The following is a 22,451-nucleotide window of genomic DNA, read 5'->3' on the forward strand; positions in this document are numbered from 1 at the left end:
GCGGGGAACGGCGCGACAAGCCACAACGAACCCGCACCGGCCCTCGAACCGAACCGCCCCTCCCATGAGCCGGCCGCCGGCCTCTACGTGCCGATCGGGAGACCGCCCCGAGGGGCGCGGGGAACGGCGCGACAAGCCACAACGAACCCGCACCCGCCCCCGAACCGAACCGCCCCCTCCCATGAGCCGGCGGCAGCCGCTACTCCGCGATCGGGAGACTCGCCCCGTCCCGCAGGAACAGCGGGATACGGTCCAGCGGCGCGTCCACCGTCACGGCCGCACCGCCCTCGTACGTCTCACCGGTCCACGCGTCCGTCCAGACCGCCCCCGCCGGCAGGTACGCCGTACGGGTCGTCGCGCCCGCCGACAGGACCGGGGCGACCAGCAGGTCGGGGCCGAAGAGATACGCGTCGTCGACCGACCACGTCGCCGGGTCGTCCGGGAACTCCAGGAGCAGCGGGCGCATCACCGGCAACCCCTCCTCGTGCGCCTCCCGCATGACCCGCAACACATACGGCTTCAGGCGCTCACGCAGGTGGACGTACCGCTCCAGGATCGCGCCGGCCTGCTCGCCGTACGACCACACCTCGTTGGGACCGCCGGTCATGTCGGGGCCCAGCGGCATGCCGGGGTCACGGAACCCGTGCAGCCGCATCAGCGGCGAGAACGCGCCGAACTGGAACCAGCGGACCATCACCTCCTGGTACGCCGGGTCGTCCGGATCGCCGCCGTGGAAGCCGCCGATGTCCGTGTTCCACCAGGGGATGCCGGACAGGGCGGTGTTGAGACCGGCCGCGATCTGGCGGCGCAGGGTCGGGAAGTCGACCCCGATGTCACCGGACCACAGGGCGGCCCCGTAGCGCTGACTGCCCGCCCACGCCGAGCGGTTGAGGCTGATCACCTCGTCCTCGCCGGACGCGATCAGGCCCTCGTAGAAGGTACGGGCGTTCTCGACCGGGTACAGGTTGCCGACCTCCAGGCCGGGACCCGCCCAGTACCGCAGGTTCTCCGGGAAGCCCGGCTTCAGCTCCGGCTCGCAGGCGTCCAGCCAGAAGGCCGTGATGCCGTACGGGGCAAGGTAGTTGTCGCGGATCTTCGACCAGAGGAACTCGCGGGCCTCCGGGTTGGTGGCATCGTAGAACGCGACCTGGACGGTGGACGCGACACCCTTGTCCGGCCAGTCGGCGTGCGCCATCGGGCCGTACTGCGTGCCGATGAAGTAGCCGCGCTGCTCCATGAGTTGGTGGTTCTCGGAGAGCGGCGACACCGAAGGCCAGACGGACACGACGAGTTTGACGCCCATCTCCGCCAACTCCGCGACCATCGCGGCCGGGTCGGGCCACTCGGCAGGGTCGAACTTCCAGTCGCCCAGATGCGTCCAGTGGAAGAAGTCGCACACGATGGCCCGCAACGGCAGCCCGCGCCGCTTGTACTCCCGTGCCACGTCGAGGAGTTCGTCCTGTGTGCGGTAGCGCAGCTTGCACTGCCAGAAGCCCGCCGCCCACTCCGGCAGCATCGGCGTACGGCCCGTCACCGCGCTGTAGCGTCGCTGGGCGTCGGCCGGCTGCCCGGCAGTGATCCAGTAGTCGATCTGCCGGGCCGAATCCGCCACCCAGCGCGTCCCGTTGCCCGCCAGCTCCACCCGCCCGATCGCCGGGCTGTTCCACAGCAGCGTGTAACCGCGGCTGGAGGTGAGCACCGGCACGGACACCTCGGCGTTGCGCTGCACCAGATCCAGCACGACACCCTTCTGGTCGAACCGGCCGTGCTGGTGCTGGCCGAGGCCGTAGAGCTTCTCGTCCTCGTAGGCGGCGAACCGCTGCTCAAGACGGTGGTAGCCGTTGCCGACGGCCGTGTAGAGACGCGAGCCGGGCCACCAGAAGTGCGCCCGCTCCTCGGCGAGCAGCTCGGCCGCGTCATCGGTGCGCAGGAAGCGGATCAGGCCCTCGGCGCTCACCTCGACGGTCAGCGCGCCGACGGTCAGCCGCCCCTGCCCGTCCTCGATCTTGACGGTGCACGGCGTCGACTCCGGCTCGTCCAGCAGGGCACCCGGCAGCCCCTCCAGGACCGGCCCGCCGAGCCGTGTCCGGACCCGGACCGCATCCGGGCCCCAGGGCTCTATCCGTACGGTCTCCTGCCGGCCGCTCCACTCCAGCGCACCGTCCCGCTCACGGAACGTACCGACGGTGGGAGAGGACTGCGCGAGGCTGACCGCGCCTGACGGGGGCAGGGATTCGGCGGACTGGTTCACGTGGCGGCTCCTGAAGGAAGGAGTGGGGGAGGGATGGCTGCGGGGGACCCCGGGCCGGCTCTGGCGGGCCGGTCCGGGACAGGCAGGGGTGCCCCAACGGCCGTGAGGTGTCCGGTCGTTGGGTGTGTTCGGGTGAGGTCTTCGGTTGTGGTGGTCGATTCCGGACGAGGCCGGCTGACGCGGGCGGGGCGCGGGGGATCAGTGAGGGGGGGGACGGGGATCAACGAGCGGGGATCAGGAAGCGGCCGGGGCCGGGGCGGGCCCCGTACTCGCACGCACCGTCAACTCGGGCGCGATCAGCGCGACTTCGTCACTCCCGTGTCCTTCAAGCTTGGCGATCAGCAGTTCCACCGCGCGGCGCCCCATCTCCTGTGCGGGAATGGCGACGGACGTCAGCCGCACCGAGGCCTGGGTGGCGACCTGGTCAGGACAGACGGCGATGACCGACACGTCCTCCGGCACCGCCCTCCCCTGCTGGCGCAGCAGCGCGAGCAGCGGTTCGACCGCCGACTCGTTCTGCACGACGAACCCCGTGGTGCCCGGCCGTTCGTCGAAGATCCGGGCCAGGGTCACCGTCATCGCGTCGAACCCGCCCTCGCACGGCCGGTGCAGCACTCGCACCCCCAACTCCCTTGACCGGGAACGGAGTCCGTCGAGCGTGCGCTCGGCGAAACCGGTGTGCCGTTCGTAGACAGCGGGCGCCTCGCCGATGACAGCGATGTCCCGGTGCCCGAGCTCCGCGAGGTGCTCGGCGCACAGTGCGCCCGTCGCCCCGAAGTCGAGGTCGACGCAGGTCAGGCCCTCGGTGGCGGCCGGCAGCCCGATGAGCACGGACGGCTGGTCCGTCGCGCGCAGCAACGGCAGCCGCTCGTCGTCGAGTTCGACGTCCATCAGGATCATCGCGTCGGCGAGCCCGCTGCCGGTCACGCGGCGCACGGCGTCGGGGCCCTCCTCGCCGGTGAGCAGCAGCACGTCGTACCCGTAGGTGCGGGCGCTGGTGGCCACCGCGATGGCGATCTCCATCATCACCGGCACGTACATGTCCGTACGCAGCGGGACCATCAGGGCGACGATGTTGGAGCGACTGCTCGCCAGCGCCCGGGCACCCGCGTTCGGGTGGTAGCCGAGTTGTTGGATGCTCTGCTCGACCCGCTGCCGGGTACCCACGGAGATGGACCGCTTGCCGCTGAGGACATAGCTCACCGTGCTCGCCGAGACTCCGGCGTGCTGGGCGACCTCGGCGAGAGTGACCATCCAGGTCTCCAAGCGTTGTGTGAAGCGCTTCGACAGTGCGCGTAACGGATAACAGCGACGGATAACAGCGAGTGAGGGGTGCAACGACAGTATCCCCACCCGGGTTGGGTGTCCATATGTTGTCGAAGCGCTTCGACAAGGTTTTGCGGGGCCTTCTCGGCCACCATGGCAACTTTCCCACCCGGCGGTGGCCGCTGAGGAGTGCTGGGCCCGATCGGTCGGCATCGGCAACGACATCGGCCGACGGGCGGGGGAACCGAGGGCCTGTCCCGGCCGATGGTTGCGCGAGGACTGGTGGGGGCGCCCGTATTCGGGTACCAACGATCGAGTAGCACCGATCAGTAACGTACGGTCCTCAAGATCCCGATTCGCGGCGAGGTGTGCCTCATGTCCGCAAGCCCGGTACAGCCCCCAGCCAAACCCACCGTCACCGAGCGGGAGGCCCGCCAGGTGGCGGAGGCCGCCCGGGAGCAGGGCTGGCGCAAGCCCAGCTTCGCCAAGGAACTGTTCCTCGGCCGCTTCCGGCTCGACCTCATCCACCCGCACCCGCTCCCGCCCAGCGAGGACGCGCGACGCGGCGAGGAGTTCCTCGCCAGGCTGCGTGACTTCTGCGAGACGAAGATCGACGCGGCCCGCATCGAACGCGAGGCCCGGATCCCGGACGAGGTGGTCAACGGGCTCAAGGAGCTCGGCGCCCTCGGCATGAAGATCGACACCAAGTACGGCGGACTCGGCCTCACCCAGCTCTACTACAACAAGGCACTCGCCCTGGTCGGCTCCGCGAACCCGGCGCTCGGCGCGCTGCTCTCCGCCCATCAGTCGATCGGCGTACCGCAGCCGCTCAAGCTCTTCGGCACCCAGGAACAGAAGGACGAGTTCCTGCCGCGCTGCGCCCGCACCGACATCTCCGCGTTCCTGCTGACGGAGCCCGACGTCGGCTCCGACCCGGCGCGGCTCGCCACCAGCGCGGTACCGGACGGCGACGACTACGTCCTGGACGGCGTGAAACTCTGGACGACCAACGGAGTCGTCGCCGACCTCCTCGTCGTCATGGCCCGGGTACCGAAGTCCGAGGGCCACAAGGGCGGCATCACCGCGTTCGTCGTCGAGACCGCCTCCGAGGGCGTCACCGTCGAACACCGCAACGCCTTCATGGGCCTGCGCGGCCTGGAGAACGGCGTCACCCGCCTCCATCAGGTGCGCGTCCCGGCCGCCAACCGGATCGGCCCCGAGGGCGCGGGCCTCAAGATCGCCCTGACGACCCTGAACACGGGCCGCCTGTCGCTGCCCGCGATGTGCGTGGGCGCCGGGAAGTGGTGCCTGAAGATCGCCCGGGAGTGGTCGGGCGTACGGGAGCAGTGGGGCAAGCCGGTCGCGCTGCACGAGGCGGTCGGCGCGAAGGTCAGCTTCATCGCGGCCACCACCTTCGCCCTGGAAGCCGTACTCGACCTCTCCTCCCAGATGGCCGACGAGGACCGCAACGACATCCGCATCGAGGCCGCCCTCGCCAAACTGTACGGCTCCGAGATGGCCTGGCTGATGGCCGACGAACTCGTCCAGATCCGCGGCGGACGCGGCTTCGAGACCGCCGAGTCGCTCGCCGCCCGCGGGGAACGCGCGGTCCCCGCCGAACAGGTCCTGCGCGACCTCCGGATCAACCGCATCTTCGAGGGCTCGACGGAGATCATGCACCTGCTGATCGCCCGCGAGGCCGTCGACGCCCACCTGACGGTCGCCGGTGACCTCATCGACCCCGACAAGTCGCTGTCGGACAAGGCGAAGGCAGGCGCGAACGCCGGTGTCTTCTACGCCAAGTGGCTGCCCAAGCTGGTCACCGGAGCCGGACAACTCCCGGGCTCGTACGCCGAGTTCAAGCGCAATGGCGTCGACCTGTCGCCGCATCTGCGCTACGTCGAGCGCAGTGCCCGCAAGCTGGCCCGCTCCACCTTCTACGCCATGTCCCGCTGGCAGGGCCGACTGGAGACCAAGCAGGGCTTCCTCGGCCGGATCGTCGACATCGGCGCCGAACTGTTCGCGATGAGCGCGGCCTGCGTACGCGCCGAACTCCTGCGCGCCCAGGGCCAAAACGGCCACGAGGCCTACCAACTGGCCGACGCCTTCTGCCGCCAGGCCCGCGTCCGTGTCGAGGAACTCTTCGGCCGCCTGTGGACCAACACCGACGACGTCGACCGCGCGGTGGTCAAGGGCGTCCTCGCCGGCACGTACACCTGGCTGGAGGAGGGTGTCGTCGACCTCTCGGGCGAGGGCCCCTGGATCGCGGACGCCACCCCCGGCCCGACGAAACAGGAGAACGTCCACCGCCCCATCCGGTGAGGTCCGTTCCGGGAAACCCGACGCCGCCCCGAGGTTCCCCGCGCCCTTAGGGCGCGGGGAACTGCGCGATCAGCCACGACGGACCCGCAGGCGAATCACCGGCCCCGCAGCGGAACGTCTAGCAGGCCTTGTCGCTCGGGTCGCTGGTCGTCCACTTGCAGTCGTCGACCTTCGACCCGTTCGCTCTCGTCAGGATCGCCGTGTCGCTGGTGTTGTTCCAGACGTACCAGGAACGCTTCTGGAACTTGGTCGCCGCGCTGTCGGTCCCCTTGCCCGTGCGGATCTTCATGGTCTTGCCCGCGCCGATCTTCAGATTGGCGAAGGTGTACTTGTGATTGGCGACGTCCTTCAGGATCCAGCCCTTGAGGGATATGGACGCCGAACTGGTGTTCTTGATCTCCACCCACTCCCCGTTGAGGGAGGTGTTGGAGCCGTTGTCCGAGCCCGGACTGTCGAACCACACGTGCCGGATGACCACCCCGCCGGCCGCCTCGGCCGGAGTGCTGAGAACCGCGCCGGTCAGGGCAACGGCGCCCGCGAGCGCGGGCAGGGCAGCGCGTCGAATGCGCATCGAGATCCCCCCAGGATTTCGTACACGACAGGCCGGTCGTCCACCGGCCAGGAATGAAGTGTTATCACACGATCTTCATGTGGGTTTCGCTTATGGACACTCCGCCCGGGGGACGCCCTGTCCTCACTGTCGGTGGCAGCGGCCACAATGGAGGGATGACCGACAGTCCAGCCCCACTCGCAGACCCGCACCTCGTCTTCGACCCCGTGGTCAAAGACGGCTCCAGGGACGTGGTGATCCTCGGTTCCACCGGGTCGATCGGCACCCAGGCCATCGACCTCGTGCTGCGCAACCCGGACCGCTTCAGGGTCACCGGGCTCTCCGCCGCGGGCGGTCGGGTCGCACTCCTCGCCGAGCAGGCGCACCGGCTGCGCGTGCGCACGGTCGCCGTGGCTCGCGAGGACGTCGTACCGGCCCTGCGTGAGGCGCTGAGCGAGCGGTACGGCGCCGGGGAGCCGCTCCCCGAGATCCTCGCCGGACCGCAGGCGGCCACCCACCTCGCCGCCTCCGACTGCCACACGGTGCTCAACGGCATCACCGGATCGATCGGCCTGGCCCCCACCCTCGCCGCCCTGGAGGCGGGCCGCACCCTCGCGCTCGCCAACAAGGAGTCGCTCATCGTCGGCGGCCCGCTGGTCAAGGCCCTTGCGGAGCCGGGGCAGATCATCCCGGTCGACTCCGAGCACGCGGCCCTGTTCCAGGCCCTGGCGGCCGGAACCCGCTCCGACGTGCGCAAGCTGGTCGTCACGGCATCCGGCGGCCCCTTCCGCGGCCGTACGAAGGCACAACTGGCCGACGTGACGGTCGAGGAGGCGCTCGCGCACCCCACCTGGGCGATGGGCCCGGTGATCACGATCAACTCCGCGACGCTCGTCAACAAGGGCCTGGAGGTGATCGAGGCACACCTCCTCTACGACATTCCCTTCGACCGCATTGAGGTGGTCGTGCACCCGCAGTCGTATGTCCACTCGATGGTTGAGTTCACGGACGGATCGACACTGGCCCAGGCCACGCCCCCCGACATGCGCGGCCCCATCGCGATCGGCCTCGGCTGGCCGGAGCGCGTCCCGGACGCGGCGCCCGCGTTCGACTGGAGCACGGCGTCGACGTGGGAGTTCTTCCCGCTCGACACCGAGGCGTTCCCGTCGGTCGGCCTCGCCCGGCATGTCGGGCAGCTCGCGGGCACGGCCCCCGCGGTGTTCAATGCGGCGAACGAGGAGTGCGTGGAAGCATTCCGGAGCGGCGGGCTACCGTTCAACGGAATCATGGAGACCGTGACCCGGGTGGTCGAGGAGCACGGCACACCTCGTACGGGAACTTCCCTGACCGTCGCGGACGTCCTTGAAGCGGAGTCCTGGGCGCGGTCGAGGGCCCGGGAACTGACACAACAGACGAAGACACAGCAAGCGGCGGAGGCCCGTGCATGACGGCACTGATGATGATCCTCGGCATAGTCGTCTTCGTGATCGGCCTGCTGGTGTCGATCGCCTGGCACGAGCTGGGCCATCTCTCGACGGCGAAGCTCTTCGGTATCCGCGTACCGCAGTACATGGTCGGCTTCGGCCCGACGATCTGGTCGCGCAACAAGGGTGAGACCGAGTACGGCATCAAGGCGATCCCGTTCGGCGGCTACATCCGCATGATCGGGATGTTCCCGCCGGGCCCGGACGGCCGCATAGAGGCCCGCTCGACCTCCCCCTGGCGCGGGATGATCGAGGACGCGCGCGCCCAGTCCTTCGAGGAGATGCTGCCGGGCGACGAGAAGCGCCTGTTCTACACGCGCAAGCCGTGGAAGCGCGTCATCGTGATGTTCGCGGGTCCGTTCATGAACCTGATCCTCGCGGTGGCACTGTTCCTGATCGTGCTCATGGGCTTCGGCGTCTCGCAGCAGACCACCGACGTCAGCTCGGTCTCCAAGTGCGTCATCGCCCAGAGCGAGGGCCGCGACGACTGCCGCAAGACCGACGAGGCCTCCCCGGCCGCGGCGGCCGGCCTCAAGGCGGGCGACAAGATCCTCTCCTTCGGCGGGGTCCAGGTCGACACCTGGAACAAGCTCTCGGACGAGATCCGCGCGAACCCCGGCAAGGAGGTGGCGATCGTCGTCGACCGCAAGGGCGAGCAGGTCACCCTCCACGCGAAGATCGCCAAGAACCAGGTCGCGAAGAAGGACTCCAGCGGCCAGATCGTCCAGGGCGAGTACGTCACGGCGGGCTTCCTCGGCTTCAGCGCGGCCAACGGCATCGTCCGCCAGGACTTCGGCGACTCGGTGACCTGGATGGGCGATCGGATGGGCGAGGCCGTCGACTCGATCGCGAGCCTGCCCGGCAAGATCCCCGCCCTGTGGAACGCGGCCTTCGACGGCGGCGAACGCGCGGCGGACTCCCCGATGGGCGTGGTCGGCGCGGCCCGCGTGGGCGGCGAGATCTTCACCCTGGACATCCCGCCCACCCAGCAGCTGGCGATGGCGTTGATGCTGGTGGCGGGCTTCAACCTGTCCCTCTTCCTCTTCAACATGCTCCCGCTGCTGCCGCTCGACGGCGGCCATGTCGCGGGCGCCCTGTGGGAGTCCCTGCGACGGAACACGGCGAAGGTGCTCAAGCGCCCGGACCCGGGCCCGTTCGACGTGGCGAAGCTGATGCCGGTGGCCTATGTGGTGGCGGGTATTTTTATCTGCTTCACCTTGCTGGTCCTGGTGGCTGATGTGGTCAACCCGGTGCGAATCTCCTAGCCACCCGGGGTTTCCCGCGGATTCACCACGGCCGGGCACAGCGGAAGCACTCCGCTGTGCCCGGCCGTTCCCCAATGAGTGGGTTTACGTGCGGGATGTGCCCGGGCCAGGGCACGTGCCGTAATCTCGAAGTCCGGAGCCCGCTGTTCCCGGGGCCGGACCTTGAACCACAACTTGGGGTTGCACAGCAGATGACTGCGATTTCTCTCGGCATGCCGACCGTTCCGACCAAGCTCGCCGAACGCCGGAAGAGCCGACAGATCCAGGTCGGTTCGGTGGCCGTGGGCGGAGACGCACCGGTGTCGGTGCAGTCGATGACGACGACGCGTACGTCGGACATCGGGGCCACGCTCCAGCAGATCGCCGAGCTGACGGCGTCCGGCTGCCAGATCGTGCGGGTCGCCTGCCCCACGCAGGACGACGCGGACGCGCTGGCGACCATCGCGCGCAAGTCGCAGATCCCGGTGATCGCCGACATCCACTTCCAGCCGAAGTACGTCTTCGCCGCGATCGAGGCCGGCTGCGCCGCGGTCCGGGTGAACCCCGGCAACATCAAGCAGTTCGACGACCAGGTCAAGGAGATCGCGCGCGCCGCCAAGGACCACGGCACGCCGATCCGCATCGGCGTCAACGCCGGTTCGCTCGACAGTCGACTGCTCAAGAAGTACGGCCGGGCCACTCCCGAGGCGCTTGTCGAGTCGGCGCTGTGGGAGGCGTCGCTCTTCGAGGAGCACGACTTCAGGGACATCAAGATCTCGGTCAAGCACAACGACCCGGTGATCATGGTCAACGCCTACCGGCAGCTCGCGGCGGCCTGCGACTACCCCCTCCACCTGGGCGTCACCGAGGCCGGTCCCGCCTTCCAGGGCACCATCAAGTCGGCCGTCGCCTTCGGCGCGCTGCTCAGCGAGGGCATCGGCGACACGATCCGCGTCTCCCTGTCCGCGCCGCCGGTCGAGGAGATCAAGGTCGGCAACCAGATCCTGGAGTCCCTGAACCTCCGCCAGCGCGGCCTGGAGATCGTGTCGTGCCCGTCGTGCGGGCGCGCCCAGGTCGACGTCTACAAGCTGGCCGAAGAGGTCACGGCCGGCCTGGAGGGCATGGAGGTCCCGCTGCGCGTCGCGGTCATGGGCTGCGTGGTGAACGGCCCCGGCGAGGCGAGGGAAGCCGACCTCGGCGTCGCCTCCGGCAATGGCAAGGGACAGATCTTCGTGAAGGGCGAGGTGATCAAGACGGTCCCCGAGTCGAAGATCGTCGAGACGCTGATCGAGGAGGCGATGAAGATCGCCGAGCAGATGGAGGCGGACGGAATCGCTTCCGGGGAGCCTTCGGTGTCCGTCGCGGGTTGATTCGCCCCCGCCGCCCCTACCCGTCCCATCCTCCTGGGGCTCCGCCCCAGACCCCGCTCCTCAAACGACGGAGAGGCTGACCTATCAGCCCGTCCGGCGTTTGAGGACGAGCGCGTTCAGCGCGAAAGGGGGGTCTGGGGGCGCAGCCCCCAGGGACGGCAGACCGATCCGACGTTCACTGACAAGCGAGCGGCCCCCACCACAGGGCGACGCCGCTCAGCTTCCGCAGGTACAGTGCGGAGATCAGCAGACCGCATCGGTGAGGCCCCGCACGTGTTGACGCAGACCACCTCCCGGGTGCTCGACCCGGGCGACCTGGACGCCGCGCTCGCCGTCCTCGGCCGCGAGCCGGTCGCGAACGCCTTCGTGACGTCCCGTGTCCAGGTGGCAGGCCTCGACCCGTGGCGCCTCGGCGGCGAGATGTGGGGCTGGTACGAGGACGGCATGCTCACCAGCCTCTGCTACGCGGGCGCCAACCTCGTCCCGATCTGCGCCACCCCGCGTGCCGTACGCGCCTTCGCCGACCGTGCCAGGCGAGCGGGCCGCCGCTGCTCCTCCATCGTGGGCCCCGCCGAAGCCACCACCCAGCTGTGGCGGCTGCTCGAACCGAGCTGGGGCCCGGCCCGTGAAGTCCGCCGCCACCAGCCCCTCATGGTCACCGACCGGCTGCCCGACCCCTCCCTCATCAGCCCGGATCCGTACGTCCGCCGCATCCTCAAGGAGGAGATGGAGACGATCATGCCGGCGTGCGTGGCGATGTTCACCGAGGAGGTCGGAATCTCGCCACTCGCGGGCGACGGCGGCCTCCTCTACCAGGCCAGGGTCGCCGAACTGGTCGGCTCCGGCCGCTCCTTCGCCCGCCTCGACGAGCGCGGCAAGGTCGCCTTCAAGGCCGAGATCGGCGCCGCGACCTCGCAGGCCTGCCAGATCCAGGGCGTATGGGTGGCCCCCGAATACCGCGGCCAGGGCCTCGCCGCCCCAGGTATGGCCGCCGTACTGCGCTACGCCCTCACGGATGTGGCCCCGGTGGTCAGCCTGTATGTGAACGACTTCAACACCCCCGCCCGCCGGACATATCTGAGGGTGGGCTTCCAGGAAGTCGGAGCGTTCATGAGCGTCCTGTTCTGAAGCGCCCCACCCGATGTCCGAGCGATCCGGACGATCCGAGTGATCCGAGTGATCCGGGGGTGTGCGGCTCAGCCACTTCCGGCCCGCGCCCCGCGAGGACACTCCGCACCCCCTGTAGTCTCCCGACATGCCGCGCTTCCCCGGTCAGGACCACCGTCACCGCCGCCCCCACGACGTGGTCGTCGGCCCCCTCGACCTCGCCGCCCGGGTCGACGAGGCGCTCGCCGTCCAGGCCGTGGCGTTCGGGCTCGGCGCCGACGAGGTCGCCGTACGCAGGCAGATCGTTCTGCGGCATCTGACCTACCCCGGCGCGCGCGCACTCGGCGCGACCACCCCGGAGGGACGGCTCGCCGGGTTCGTGTACGGCATGCCGAACGACCGTACGCACTGGTGGTCCACCGTCGTCGAGCCGTATCTGCGCCGACAGGGCCACGACGCCTGGCTCGACGACTCCTTCGTGATCACCGAACTGCACGTCCACCCGACCTTCCAGAACATCGGCGTCGGCCGCGCCCTCATCACCGCCATCACCGACTCCGCCGCCGAACCCCGCTCGATTCTCTCCGCGATCGACACCGACAGCCCGGCCCGCGGCCTCTACCACTCCCTCGGCTACGAGGACCTGGCCCGCCAGGTCCTCTTCCCCAGCGCCCCCAAGCCGTACGCGGTGATGGGCGCCCCGCTCCCGTTGCGCCGCCGCTAGGAGCCGTCCGCCCGGGCGTACCGATTTCCACCGCCCCGCACCCCCCGGCTAACCTCCTGCCATCACCCTTAAGCAGCAGGAGTCGAGAATCATGGCCCAGGCCCAGGTCCAGCGCATGTCCCGTTTGATGGTCAAGACACTGCGTGACGACCCCGCCGACGCCGAGGTGCTCAGCCACAAGCTGCTGGTCAGGGCCGGTTATGTGCGCCGTACCGCCGCCGGTCTGTGGTCCTGGCTGCCGCTCGGCAAGAAGGTTCTCGCGAACGTGGAGCGTGTCGTCCGCGAGGAGATGGACGCCATCGGCGCCCAGGAGGTCACGCTCCCCGCCCTGCTGCCGAGGGAGCCGTACGAGGCGACCGGCCGCTGGGAGGAGTACGGCCCCGAGCTGTTCCGCCTCAACGACCGCAAGGGCGGCGACTACCTCCTCGGCCCGACCCACGAGGAGATCTTCACCCTCCTGGTCAAGGACCAGTGCACGTCCTACAAGGACCTGCCGGTGATCCTCTACCAGATCCAGAACAAGTACCGCGACGAGGCCCGCCCGCGCGCCGGCATCCTGCGTGGCCGCGAGTTCCTGATGAAGGACTCGTACTCCTTCGACACGGAGGACGAGGGCCTGGCCAAGTCGTACGCCCTGCACCGCGAGGCGTACCAGAAGATCTTCGCGCGTCTCGGCCTCGACTACCGCATCTGCGCCGCCACCGCGGGCGCCATGGGCGGCTCCAAGTCCGAGGAGTTCCTCGCCCCGGCCGCCGCCGGCGAGGACACCTTCGCCGACTGCCCCAACTGCGACTACGCCGCCAACACCGAGGCGATCACGTACGCGCTCCAGCCGGTGGACGGGTCGGCCGTCCCCGCCCTCGAAGAGATCCCCACCCCCGACACCCCGACCATCGAGACGCTCGCCGCGTACCTTGAGGTCGCCGCCTCCGCCACCCTCAAGAACCTCCTGGTCAAGGTGGACGGCGAGATCGTCGCGATCGGCGTCCCCGGCGACCGCGAGGTCGACCTGGGCAAGGTCGAGGCGCACTTCGCGCCCGCCGCCGTCGAACTCGTCACCGCCGAGGACTTCACGGGCCGCGACGACCTCGTACGCGGCTACGTCGGCCCGCAGGGCCTGGAGAAGGTCCGCTACTTCGCCGACCCGCGCGTCGCCCCCGGCACCGCCTGGATCACCGGTGCCAACAAGGCGGGCCTGCACGCGAAGAACGTCGTCGCCGGCCGTGACTTCGAGGTCGACGGGTACATCGACTCCGTGGTCGTCCAGGAAGGCGACCCCTGCCCGGCCTGCGGCACCGGCCTCAAGCTGGACCGCGCCATCGAGATCGGCCACATCTTCCAGCTCGGCCGCAAGTACGCCGACGCCCTCGGCCTCGACGTCCTCGGCCAGCAGGGCAAGCCGGTCCGCGTGACCATGGGCTCGTACGGCATCGGGGTCTCCCGCGCGGTCGCGGCCCTCGCCGAGCAGCACGCCGACGAGCAGGGCCTGTGCTGGCCCAAGGAGATCGCCCCGGCCGACGTCCATGTCGTCGCCGCCGGCAAGGCACTCCAGATCGAACTGGCCCTCGACGTCTCCGACAAGCTGGCCGCGGCCGGCGCCCGCGTCCTGGTCGACGACCGCGCCGGCGTCTCCCCGGGCGTCAAGTTCACGGACGCCGAGCTGATCGGCGTACCGAAGATCCTGGTGGCGGGCCGCCGTTCGGCCGAGGGCGTCCTCGAACTGAAGGACCGCCGGACGGGCGAGCGCGAGGAACTGACGGTCGAGGAAGCGATCGCCCGACTGACCGCCACCGCCTGACAACGCGCGTGATTTAAATCCGGCTCTCAGAGAGTTCTCGGGAGGCGTATGGACGCCTCACAGACTTCTCTCAGGCCGTTCCCCGAACGTAGGACGTGACACGGAGTCACATCCTATGGAGGGGAACGGCCATGACGGTCAGGGAGCAGGAGCAGGGGCGGGGAGCCGCCGCTGCGGTTCGTAGAGGGATGCGGCGTACGGCGGCCGTGGCGGCGGCGGTCTCGCTGGCCGCAGCGGCCGGGGTGTTCGCCCTTGTCGGCACGATGGAGTCGGACGCGACGACGACCGCGACCAGCACCTCGGACTCGACGTCCAGTTCGAGCAGTAGTGCGGACACCAGCACGAGTACCGACACCAGTACTGACACCAGTACGGATACGGCGTCCTCGGACTCATCGAGCTCATCCGACTCCTCGTCCGCAGGCCTCCAGTCCTCCTCGGACGACCTGACCGCCTCGGACTCCAGCGGCTCCGCCGACTCCACCTCGGGGGCGTCGTGATGACCACCGCCGTCCGCCCCGCGGCCGCCGCCGACTGGCGTGCCCTCGGAACCAGCGTCCGGCTCGTCACCACCGACCCGACGATGCTGGGCTCCTGCAACCTGCTCCTGGCCCGCCGGCTGGCCGAGGTCGACGCCACCTGCAGCCGCTTCCGCGCCGACTCCGAACTCTCCGCCCTGGACGACAGCGACGGGCGCCCGACCCGGGTCAGCCCGCTGCTCGCCGAGGCCCTGGCGGTGGCGCTGCGCGCGGCCGAGGCGACCGACGGCGCCGTGGACCCGACGATCGGATCGGCGCTGGAAGCGCTCGGCTACGACCGCGACTTCACCCTCGTCCAGGAGGACGACCGCCCGGTACGGCTCGCCGTGCGGCGCGTCCCCGGCTGGCGCCGGATACACCTGGACCGCGCGACCGGCACGGTCACCGTCCCGACCGGCATCCGTCTCGACCTGGGCGCCACCGCGAAGGCCTGGGCGGCCGACCGGGCCGCGCGAACGCTCGCCCGGACCGCCGGCTGCGGAGTCCTGGTGAGCCTCGGCGGCGACACGGCTGTCGCGGGCGACCCCCCGGCGGGCGGCTGGCGCATCCGCGTCCAGGACGTCACCGGCCCGACGGAGGAACCGCCCGCCCAGGGTCCGTACGCCACCATCGGCCTCCACAGCGGCGGCCTCGCCACCTCCGGCACGGCCGCCCGCCACTGGCGCCGGGGCGAGCACACCCTCCACCACATCATCGATCCGAACACCGGCCTCCCCGCCCGTACCCCCTGGCGCACGGTCTCCGTGGCGGCGGCCAACTGCGCCGACGCCAACGCGGCGACCACGGCGGCCCTGGTGAAGGGGAGGGGCGCGGAACGCTGGCTGACGGGACTGGGCCTCCCGGCACGATTGGTGGCGGGAGACGGGACGGTAGTGACGACACCGGGCTGGCCGGCCTCGCTTCCTGGCCAGGGGCGGGCACATTCAGCCCGTCCGGCGATTGAGGACGAGGCCGTCCAGGCCGAAGGGGGGCCTGGGGGCACAGCCTCCAGCACGACCCGCACGACTCGTACCGCCACACCCCCGGAGGGACCCGCATGACCTCCGAAACCCTCTGGTACGCCAACCGCGCGACAGGCGCCGTATGCCTGGTCCTCTTCACCGTCGTCGTCCTGCTGGGCGTCGCCGTGAGACTGCGAGCCAGACTCCCCGGTCTGCCCAGATTCGGCACCGTGGCACTCCACCGCGCCCTATCCCTCTCCGCCACCGCCTTCCTCGTGCTCCACATAGCCGCCGCGGTGATCGACGGCTACGTCGACATCACACCCCTCGACGTCCTCGTCCCCTTCGTCTCCGACTACCAGCCACTCTGGCTGGGCCTCGGCACGGTCGCCCTCGACCTGATGCTCGCCGTACTGGTCACCAGCCTCCTGCGCGCCCGCCTCGGCCACCGCACCTGGCGTGCCGTGCACTGGCTCGCGTACGTCTCCTGGCCGGTCGCCCTCGTCCACGGCATCGGCATCGGCACGGACACCGGCGCCGACTGGATGACTTGGCTGACCGTGTCCTGCGTCGCCGCCGTACTCACCGCCTTCGGCATCCGCACGGCCTACGCCGCACGCGCCTCCCGCCGGACCCCGGCAGCCCTGCTCCACACACCGGAACGCACGCTCGAAGGGGCCCGCTCATGACCGCCACGTACACCGAGGTCCTCATGTCGCCCCGCCTCCTGGCCCCCGGGGGCGCCCCGGCTGACTTCACCACCCACGAGCAGCGCTACGGGCCCGTCTCGTACGGCAGTCCACCTCAACTCCTGCAGTCCGTCGCCGAGTCGGGCCTCACCGGCCGCGGCGGAGCCGCCTTCGCCACGTACCGAAAACTCGTCTCCGTGGCCGACACCGGACGCCGGACCGGCCGTGCCCCGGTGGTCGTCGCCAACGGTGCCGAGGGGGAGCCCGCGAGCCGCAAGGACAAGACGCTGCTGCATCTCTCGCCCCATCTCGTCCTGGACGGGCTCCAGTTGGCGGCCGAGGCGGTCGGTGCCGGGGAGGCGTACCTCGCGGTGGAGGCGGGCGCGAGCTATCTGGAGGCGGCCCTCGCCGAACGCCGTCGGGACCCGTTGTCCGTCAAGGTCGTCCGGGTTCCCCGGCGGTTCCTGTCCGGCCAGTCCTCCGCCCTCGCCTCGTACGTCTCCGGTGGCGCGGCCCTTCCGCGGCATCAGCGCCCGCCGGTGCGGGAACGCGGAGTGCACCGGGCCCCCACCCTCGTCCAGAACGTCGAGACCCTGGCCCACCTGGCGCTGATCGCCCGTTACGGCGCCAGCTGGTTCCGGGCCGCCGGGACGCCGTCGGAACCCGGCAGCGCGCTGTGCACGGTGCATGTGCCCGGGCGCGAAGTGCGGGTCGTCGAGGCCCCGTTCGGGATGCCGATCGGCAGGCTGCTGCCACTGGGTCCCACGGGTGCGGTCCTCGTCGGCGGCTATCACGGCACCTGGATCCCGGCGTCGGAGGCAGCCCAACTCCCGCTGAGCGCCGCCGATTTGGGCGCGGGCGTGCTCGCCGTACTGCCCGCCGACCACTGTGGCCTCGCCGAAACCGCCCGTGTCCTGCGGTACTTGGCGCTGGAGTCGGCAGGCCGGTGCGGCCCCTGTCTCAACGGCCTGCCCCGGATCGCCGCCGCCTTCCAGACCCTGGCCGCCCCCGGTCCTCAGGGCACGATCCGCGCGGACGTCGCCCGCTGGGTCGGCCTCGTCGAAGGGCGCGGCGCCTGCCACCATCCCGACGGCACGGTCCGCCTGGTCCGCTCGGCCCTGACCACCTTCGCCGCCGAACTCGACGCCCACGCGACCGGCTACTGCACGGCGACGGACGCGACCCCGCTGCTGCCCGTCCCCAACGAGAGGAGCTGACATGCCCCAGAGCCAGGAAACGACGACGATCGACATCGACTGGACGTCCTGCAAGGGCCACGGCCTGTGCGCGGAACTCCTTCCGGAACACATCACCTTGGACGAATGGGGCTACCCACTGGTCGACGGCACCCCGATCTCCGCCCGCACAGTGAAACGAGCCCGCAGAGCGGCGACCGACTGCCCTGTCCTGGCCCTCAAACTCACGGCCAGGTGAAGCGCCTTTTCAGGGGCGCGAGGCTGTATCGATGTGCGGCTCCGCCGCGTGGGCGCGACCAGCCACGACGCACCCGCAGCCGACAACGAGACCGAATACCTCAAAGCCACCCGGCGAACTCCAGCAACAACTCCGCATCCCTCGGCCGCCCCACCCGGAGGGCACGCACACCCGACTCCACAGCCCTGAACAACGTCCAGCCCCGCAACCGCTCCTGATCCACATCCAACGACTCGGCAAGCCGCTTCACCCGCCGCCGAGTGATCGCCGCCCCCGACGACGACGCGATCAGGTCCTCCACCCGGTCCCGAACCAGCCGCGCCAAATCGAACGCGCACTCACCGACCAGCGGATCCGGTCCCACCGCGAGCCAGGGCACCCGCTCCGCGGCCAGCACCTTGCTCTGCCGGAACGTACCGTGCAGCAAGCGTGCCTCGGGCGGCGCGACCAGCAACTCCTCGCGCGCGGCGAGCGCTGCCTCGACCAGCGCCGCCACCTCGGCATCCACACCGGCGCTCGCCGACATCGCCTCGGCCTGCCGCCCGGTCCGTGAGGCCACCGTCTCGAACACCGAGTCCGAGCCGGCGGGCGGCTCGACCCACAGCCGCCGCAGCGTCCCCGCCGCCTCCAGCAGGGCCTTCGCCTCGGGCAGCGACCGCACCGACACATCCGGATGCAGCCGCTCGAGCAGCAACACACCCCCGCCGCCGGAGCCGCCGAAGGGTGTCGAGCCGGTGGACGGCTCCAGCAACTGCACCGCACCCGCCCCGCCCCAGTGCGCCAGCGCCACCCGCTCACTCTCCGGCCGGGCCCGGCGCGGCGCGAGCTTCAGGACGGCGGGCGTGCCGTCAGCCCGCCGCACCAGCACCACCAGGCTGCTGCGACCGCCCGGAACCTGTACCCGCTCCACTGTCAACACGCGTAGATCCACGGCCTGTTGAGCCGCCACGGGCAGCTGCGCCAGCCAGTCGTCACCGTCCGGTGCCGGCTCGCCGAGCGCCCTCACCAGACGGGGCGGCGGTTCGAAAGCCATGCGCGAGTCGTTTCCTTCCGGTACGCGGGATGCGGTACGGGCTACGCCGTGGGTGTCGCCGACGCGGAGCCGGACCGCTCGGCAAGACCAGGGAAGGGTACGCTCCCGCCCCGCCAGCGGACCGCACGCACCGCGGCCTCCCTCAGCCCCTCGGCGCCCGTCCGGCGCCGCTCGCCCCCGGTTGCCCGGACCAGGTCTGAGTACACCCCGGCGACCCGCTCCTCCAGCTCGACCGCGAGGCGGACGGCCGCCTCCGAGTCCGTCACGGGGAACGGCAGGGCGTACCCGGCCGCCGCCGCCACCGGCGTGCCCCCGAGGTCCCGTACCGCGCGCGCCAGCTCGTCGCGCCGGGCCCGATGGGCGTCGTACGCGGCCCGCGCCTCGCTCCTGCGAGCCTCGCCGATCAGCCCGCCGACGACTCCGTACCCGTACACAGCCGCGTGTTCAGCGCCCAGGGCGGCCTGGAGGGCGGTCAGCTCGGCAGTGTCCGTATCCGCCGCTGTACCGGTCATTTCGCGCCCTCCGTCAGCAGATAGACATGCGCGGCTCCGGCAGCCGCCACCGAGGCCAGCAGCCGCGCCAGCTCACCCGGCACATCGAGGAGCGCCTTCGTGCGCCGGTCCACGAGGGTCCGTTCGGCGTCGGCGAGCCCGGCGAGGGCGTCCTGCTCGCTCGCCGGCGCCACAGAAGCCGAAGGCGACGGGGATACCGAGGAGGGCGTACGCGTAGGGGTGGGGGTGGGAGTGGGAGTGGGAGTCGGCTTGCCGCCTCCGAACGACTCCGCGTGCCGTACGACCTCCGCCCGCAGCACCGACAGCCGCTCCGTCAGTGCCGGAAACGTGGCGATCGCCGTGTCGTACTGCCGCACGAGCTCCGTGCTGTCGCGTGCCGCACGCGCGCGTGTCCGCTCGGCGACCGACGGGCTGCCGGCGCTCGTGGCCGTCGTGTCGGGCTCGGCTGTGCAGCCCACGAGGAGAGCGGCGCCCGCGGCCGAGGCGAGCAGGGTCCTTCGGCGCGGACCCGGAGGGGCTCCCAGCGGGGTGCGCGACGGTGGGGGGAACGGCACGGCAGACGTCCTCGGAGGGCTCGAACGAACGGGACACCAGGGAAGGGCAGCACGCCCGTGATCACCGTACCCGCGCCCCGGCCCGCCACCCGCCACCGGCGCAGCCGGGCAGTGGGCGGCGTCCCGGTGGACGGCAACACCCCCTGGGACCGGATACCCTTTGACCTGACACGCGATCCACCCACAACAGCACACGCGGCCGAGGAGTCACCCGGATGAGCACCACCCAGAGCGAGAGGCTTCGAGAGCTCCTGGAGCCGCTCGTCAGCTCGCAGGGTCTCGATCTCGAAGAGATCGCAGTGGAGTCGGTCGGGCGCAAGAGAGTGCTGCGGGTCGTCGTCGATTCCGACGACGGCGCCGATCTGGACGCGGTCGCCGATGTGAGCCGGGCGCTCTCGGCGAAGCTCGACGAGACGGACGCCATGGGCGCGGGGGAGTTCACCCTGGAGGTCGGCACCCCCGGCGCCGAGCGCGAACTCACCGAGCACCGGCACTACGTCCGTGCCATCGAGCGGCTGGTGCGGTTCCAGCTCGTCGAGGGCGGCGGGGAAGTGGTCGCCAGAATCCTGACCGTGGACGACGAGGGCATGGACCTCGAAGTGCCGGGCGTGAAGGGCCGAAAGGCCACCGCCCGCCGGCTCGCCTTCGCCGACGTCGACAAGGCCCGCGTCCAGGTCGAGTTCAACCGCAGGGACAAGCAGGACAAGCAGGACGGACATGACGAGCGTGACGAGCAGGACATGACGGAAGAGGAGGAGGCGTAGCCGTGGACATCGACATGAGTGCCCTGCGGGGCTTGGTACGGGAGAAGGAGATCTCCTTCGACCTGCTGGTCGGGGCGATCGAGGCGGCCCTCCTCATCGCCTACCACCGCACCGAGGGAAGTCGCCGCCACGCGCGCGTGGAGCTCGACCGGGAGACCGGTCATGTGACCGTGTGGGCGAAGGAGGACCCCCAGGAGCTGGAGGAGGGGCAGGAGGCACGCGAGTTCGACGACACTCCGTCGGACTTCGGCCGGATCGCCGCCACCACCGCCAAGCAGGTCATCCTGCAGCGCCTGCGGGACGCCGAGGACGACGCGACGCTCGGCGAGTACGCGGGCCGCGAGGGCGACATCGTCACCGGTGTCGTCCAGCAGGGCCGCGACCCGAAGAACGTGCTCGTGGACATCGGCAAGCTGGAGGCCATCCTGCCGGTGCAGGAGCAGGTCCCCGGTGAGAACTACCAGCACGGGCTGCGGCTGCGGTCGTACGTCGTACGCGTGGCGAAGGGCGTGCGTGGTCCGTCCGTCACCCTCTCGCGCACGCACCCCAACCTGGTGAAGAAGCTCTTCGCGCTGGAGGTGCCCGAGATCGCCGACGGTTCCGTCGAGATCGCGGCCATCGCGCGTGAGGCCGGTCACCGCACGAAGATCGCCGTGCGGTCGACGCGCAGCGGTCTGAACGCCAAGGGAGCCTGCATCGGCCCCATGGGCAGTCGGGTGCGCAGCGTCATGGCCGAGCTGAACGGCGAGAAGATCGACATCGTCGACTGGTCGAACGACCCGGCCGACATGGTGGCGAACGCGCTGTCCCCGGCCCGCGTGAACAAGGTGGAGGTCGTCGACCTCGCCGCCCGTTCCGCGCGCGTGACGGTCCCCGACTACCAGCTGTCGCTGGCGATCGGCAAGGAGGGCCAGAACGCCCGGCTCGCGGCTCGGCTGACCGGCTGGCGGATCGACATCCGCCCGGACACCGAGCAGCCGTCCGACGAGTCTTCCGAACGGCCGTCCGAGCGACCCGTTCGCCAGCGCCGGGACTAGCGGGGGAATAGATCCCAGCCGCAGGTGGCTGAGATCACGACAACAGCCGTTCGATTCTTACCCCAAAGGGGTGAGGTCGCTACGGGGAGGTAGACTTAGGAGTGTCTGGCCGGACGCGTGCCCGCGCATGCCCTGAACGCACCTGTGTGGGGTGTCGGGAGCGAGCGGCCAAGAAGGATCTGCTGCGCATCGTGGCGGTCGAGGGTGAATGCGTCCCCGATCATCGCGGTACGCTGCCCGGCCGGGGTGCTTACACGCATCCCGCCCTGGTCTGCCTCGACCTGGCGGTCCGCCGCCGTGCATTCCCACGGGCACTCCGTGTCCAGGGAGCGCTCGACGTGGTGGCGTTGCGCCGGTACGTCGAGCAGGAAACACCGTAGAACGCGTCGCACGGAACCCCGTGCGGCTCTGGTACCCCCGCGAGTTGGAAGTAGGTCGAGATTGCGATGAGCACTCGATGAGCACGCGATGAGTACGCCCATGAAGTAGCGACGGTCCGGCCGCAACCCGGACCTAAAAGGAGCGAAGTGGCTAAGGTCCGGGTATACGAACTCGCCAAGGAGTTCGGGGTGGAGAGCAAGGCTGTCATGGCCAAGCTCCAGGAACTCGGTGAATTCGTCCGATCGGCATCCTCGACGATCGAGGCGCCAGTAGTACGCAAGTTGACAGACGCCTTCCAGGGGAACGCCAAGCCTGGCGCCCCGCGCAAGGCTGCCCCCAAGCCCGGCGCGCCCTCCCCGGCGCAGTCGGCCCGTCCGGCTGCCCCGCGGCCGCCGGCTCCCAAGCCCGCCGTGGCGGAGAGCCCCGCGGCTCCCGTCGCGCCGAGTGCGCC

22 protein-coding genes are annotated in these 22,451 nt (G+C 70.5%); 15 read left to right on the forward strand and 7 right to left on the reverse strand.

The window, feature by feature from the left end; all coding sequences use genetic code 11:
• Window positions 1-199: 199 nt before the first annotated feature.
• Together G3I56_RS23340 and G3I56_RS23345 are read right to left on the reverse strand one after the other, a co-directional pair.
• On the reverse strand, window positions 200-2,251 hold the full coding sequence (locus tag G3I56_RS23340; protein ID WP_164412027.1) for a glycoside hydrolase family 31 protein: 2,052 nt from the start codon (window positions 2,249-2,251) through the stop codon (window positions 200-202).
• Between the two features lie 234 nt (window positions 2,252-2,485).
• The gene (locus tag G3I56_RS23345; protein WP_164412029.1) at window positions 2,486-3,505 is read right to left on the reverse strand and encodes a LacI family DNA-binding transcriptional regulator; all 1,020 of its coding nucleotides are present in this window, start codon (window positions 3,503-3,505) and stop codon (window positions 2,486-2,488) included.
• Window positions 3,506-3,892: 387 nt separating this feature from the next.
• On the opposite strand from G3I56_RS23345, the gene G3I56_RS23350 reads away from it, so the two are divergent.
• A complete protein-coding gene (locus G3I56_RS23350; protein ID WP_164412031.1) occupies window positions 3,893-5,839 on the forward strand; it encodes an acyl-CoA dehydrogenase family protein in 1,947 nt (648 codons plus the stop codon).
• Window positions 5,840-5,957: 118 nt separating this feature from the next.
• Here G3I56_RS23350 and G3I56_RS23355 read toward each other — a convergent pair whose 3' ends face one another.
• Entirely contained in the window at window positions 5,958-6,410 is a 453-nt protein-coding gene (locus G3I56_RS23355; RefSeq protein WP_164412033.1) for a lamin tail domain-containing protein, read from the reverse strand.
• Between the two features lie 155 nt (window positions 6,411-6,565).
• Here G3I56_RS23355 and dxr point away from each other — a divergent pair, with 155 nt between their 5' ends.
• From dxr to G3I56_RS23385, 6 genes are all read left to right on the forward strand, one after another.
• Window positions 6,566-7,837, forward strand: coding sequence for a 1-deoxy-D-xylulose-5-phosphate reductoisomerase (gene dxr / locus G3I56_RS23360; RefSeq protein ID WP_164412035.1), 1,272 nt, complete (start codon window positions 6,566-6,568; stop codon window positions 7,835-7,837).
• An 8-nt stretch (window positions 7,838-7,845) separates the two neighbouring features.
• Window positions 7,846-9,138 (forward strand): site-2 protease family protein, encoded by a 1,293-nt coding sequence (locus G3I56_RS23365; protein WP_203690494.1) that lies wholly within the window; start codon window positions 7,846-7,848, stop codon window positions 9,136-9,138.
• A gap of 191 nt (window positions 9,139-9,329) precedes the next feature.
• Window positions 9,330-10,487, forward strand: a complete 1,158-nt coding sequence (gene ispG, locus G3I56_RS23370) for a flavodoxin-dependent (E)-4-hydroxy-3-methylbut-2-enyl-diphosphate synthase (protein WP_164412039.1) — start codon at window positions 9,330-9,332, stop codon at window positions 10,485-10,487.
• A 273-nt stretch (window positions 10,488-10,760) separates the two neighbouring features.
• Complete coding sequence (locus G3I56_RS23375; RefSeq protein WP_164412040.1) at window positions 10,761-11,615, forward strand: GNAT family N-acetyltransferase; 855 nt, start codon at window positions 10,761-10,763, stop codon at window positions 11,613-11,615.
• 127 nt (window positions 11,616-11,742) lie between these two features.
• Entirely contained in the window at window positions 11,743-12,318 is a 576-nt protein-coding gene (locus G3I56_RS23380) for a GNAT family N-acetyltransferase (RefSeq protein WP_164412042.1), read from the forward strand.
• Between the two features lie 91 nt (window positions 12,319-12,409).
• Window positions 12,410-14,116 carry a proline--tRNA ligase gene (locus G3I56_RS23385; protein WP_164412044.1) on the forward strand — a complete coding sequence of 569 codons (1,707 nt, stop codon included), beginning with the start codon at window positions 12,410-12,412 and terminating at the stop codon, window positions 14,114-14,116.
• Window positions 14,117-14,222: 106 nt separating this feature from the next.
• Here G3I56_RS23385 and G3I56_RS23390 read toward each other — a convergent pair whose 3' ends face one another.
• Window positions 14,223-14,600 (reverse strand): hypothetical protein, encoded by a 378-nt coding sequence (locus tag G3I56_RS23390; RefSeq protein ID WP_239135039.1) that lies wholly within the window; start codon window positions 14,598-14,600, stop codon window positions 14,223-14,225.
• Window positions 14,601-14,615: 15 nt separating this feature from the next.
• On the opposite strand from G3I56_RS23390, the gene G3I56_RS23395 reads away from it, so the two are divergent.
• From G3I56_RS23395 to G3I56_RS23410, 4 genes are read left to right on the forward strand one after another with little or no spacing between them, the layout of a single operon-like run.
• Window positions 14,616-15,695 (forward strand): FAD:protein FMN transferase, encoded by a 1,080-nt coding sequence (locus G3I56_RS23395; protein WP_239135040.1) that lies wholly within the window; start codon window positions 14,616-14,618, stop codon window positions 15,693-15,695.
• Window positions 15,692-16,285: a ferric reductase-like transmembrane domain-containing protein gene (locus G3I56_RS23400; protein ID WP_164412046.1), complete on the forward strand. Its 594-nt coding sequence runs from the start codon at window positions 15,692-15,694 to the stop codon at window positions 16,283-16,285. The genes G3I56_RS23395 and G3I56_RS23400 overlap by 4 nt, the downstream gene beginning before the upstream one ends.
• A complete protein-coding gene (locus G3I56_RS23405) occupies window positions 16,282-17,502 on the forward strand; it encodes an NADH-ubiquinone oxidoreductase-F iron-sulfur binding region domain-containing protein (protein WP_164412048.1) in 1,221 nt (406 codons plus the stop codon). The genes G3I56_RS23400 and G3I56_RS23405 overlap by 4 nt, the downstream gene beginning before the upstream one ends.
• Window position 17,503: 1 nt before the next feature.
• A complete protein-coding gene (locus tag G3I56_RS23410; RefSeq protein ID WP_164412050.1) occupies window positions 17,504-17,719 on the forward strand; it encodes a ferredoxin in 216 nt (71 codons plus the stop codon).
• 100 nt (window positions 17,720-17,819) lie between these two features.
• Here the strand turns inward: G3I56_RS23410 and G3I56_RS23415 are convergent, their stop codons facing one another.
• From G3I56_RS23415 to G3I56_RS23425, 3 genes are read right to left on the reverse strand one after another with little or no spacing between them, the layout of a single operon-like run.
• Window positions 17,820-18,752, reverse strand: a complete 933-nt coding sequence (locus G3I56_RS23415; RefSeq protein ID WP_164412052.1) for an aminoglycoside phosphotransferase family protein — start codon at window positions 18,750-18,752, stop codon at window positions 17,820-17,822.
• 41 nt (window positions 18,753-18,793) lie between these two features.
• A complete protein-coding gene (locus G3I56_RS23420) occupies window positions 18,794-19,264 on the reverse strand; it encodes a ferritin-like domain-containing protein (RefSeq protein WP_164412054.1) in 471 nt (156 codons plus the stop codon).
• Window positions 19,261-19,818, reverse strand: coding sequence for a hypothetical protein (locus G3I56_RS23425; RefSeq protein WP_164412056.1), 558 nt, complete (start codon window positions 19,816-19,818; stop codon window positions 19,261-19,263). The genes G3I56_RS23420 and G3I56_RS23425 overlap by 4 nt, the downstream gene beginning before the upstream one ends.
• 215 nt (window positions 19,819-20,033) lie before the next feature.
• On the opposite strand from G3I56_RS23425, the gene rimP reads away from it, so the two are divergent.
• The 4 genes from rimP to G3I56_RS23445 form a co-directional block, all read left to right on the forward strand.
• Window positions 20,034-20,582 carry a ribosome maturation factor RimP gene (gene rimP, locus G3I56_RS23430; protein WP_164412058.1) on the forward strand — a complete coding sequence of 183 codons (549 nt, stop codon included), beginning with the start codon at window positions 20,034-20,036 and terminating at the stop codon, window positions 20,580-20,582.
• Window positions 20,583-20,584: 2 nt separating this feature from the next.
• On the forward strand, window positions 20,585-21,619 hold the full coding sequence (nusA, locus tag G3I56_RS23435; protein WP_164412060.1) for a transcription termination factor NusA: 1,035 nt from the start codon (window positions 20,585-20,587) through the stop codon (window positions 21,617-21,619).
• Between the two features lie 101 nt (window positions 21,620-21,720).
• Entirely contained in the window at window positions 21,721-21,999 is a 279-nt protein-coding gene (locus tag G3I56_RS23440) for a YlxR family protein (protein WP_164412062.1), read from the forward strand.
• A 147-nt stretch (window positions 22,000-22,146) separates the two neighbouring features.
• On the forward strand, window positions 22,147-22,451 hold a 305-nt coding region (locus G3I56_RS23445), incomplete at its 3' end, for a translation initiation factor IF-2 N-terminal domain-containing protein (RefSeq protein WP_164412064.1).

It is taken from the genome of Streptomyces sp. SID12488, from assembly GCF_010548275.1.
Classification (GTDB): domain Bacteria; phylum Actinomycetota; class Actinomycetes; order Streptomycetales; family Streptomycetaceae; genus Streptomyces.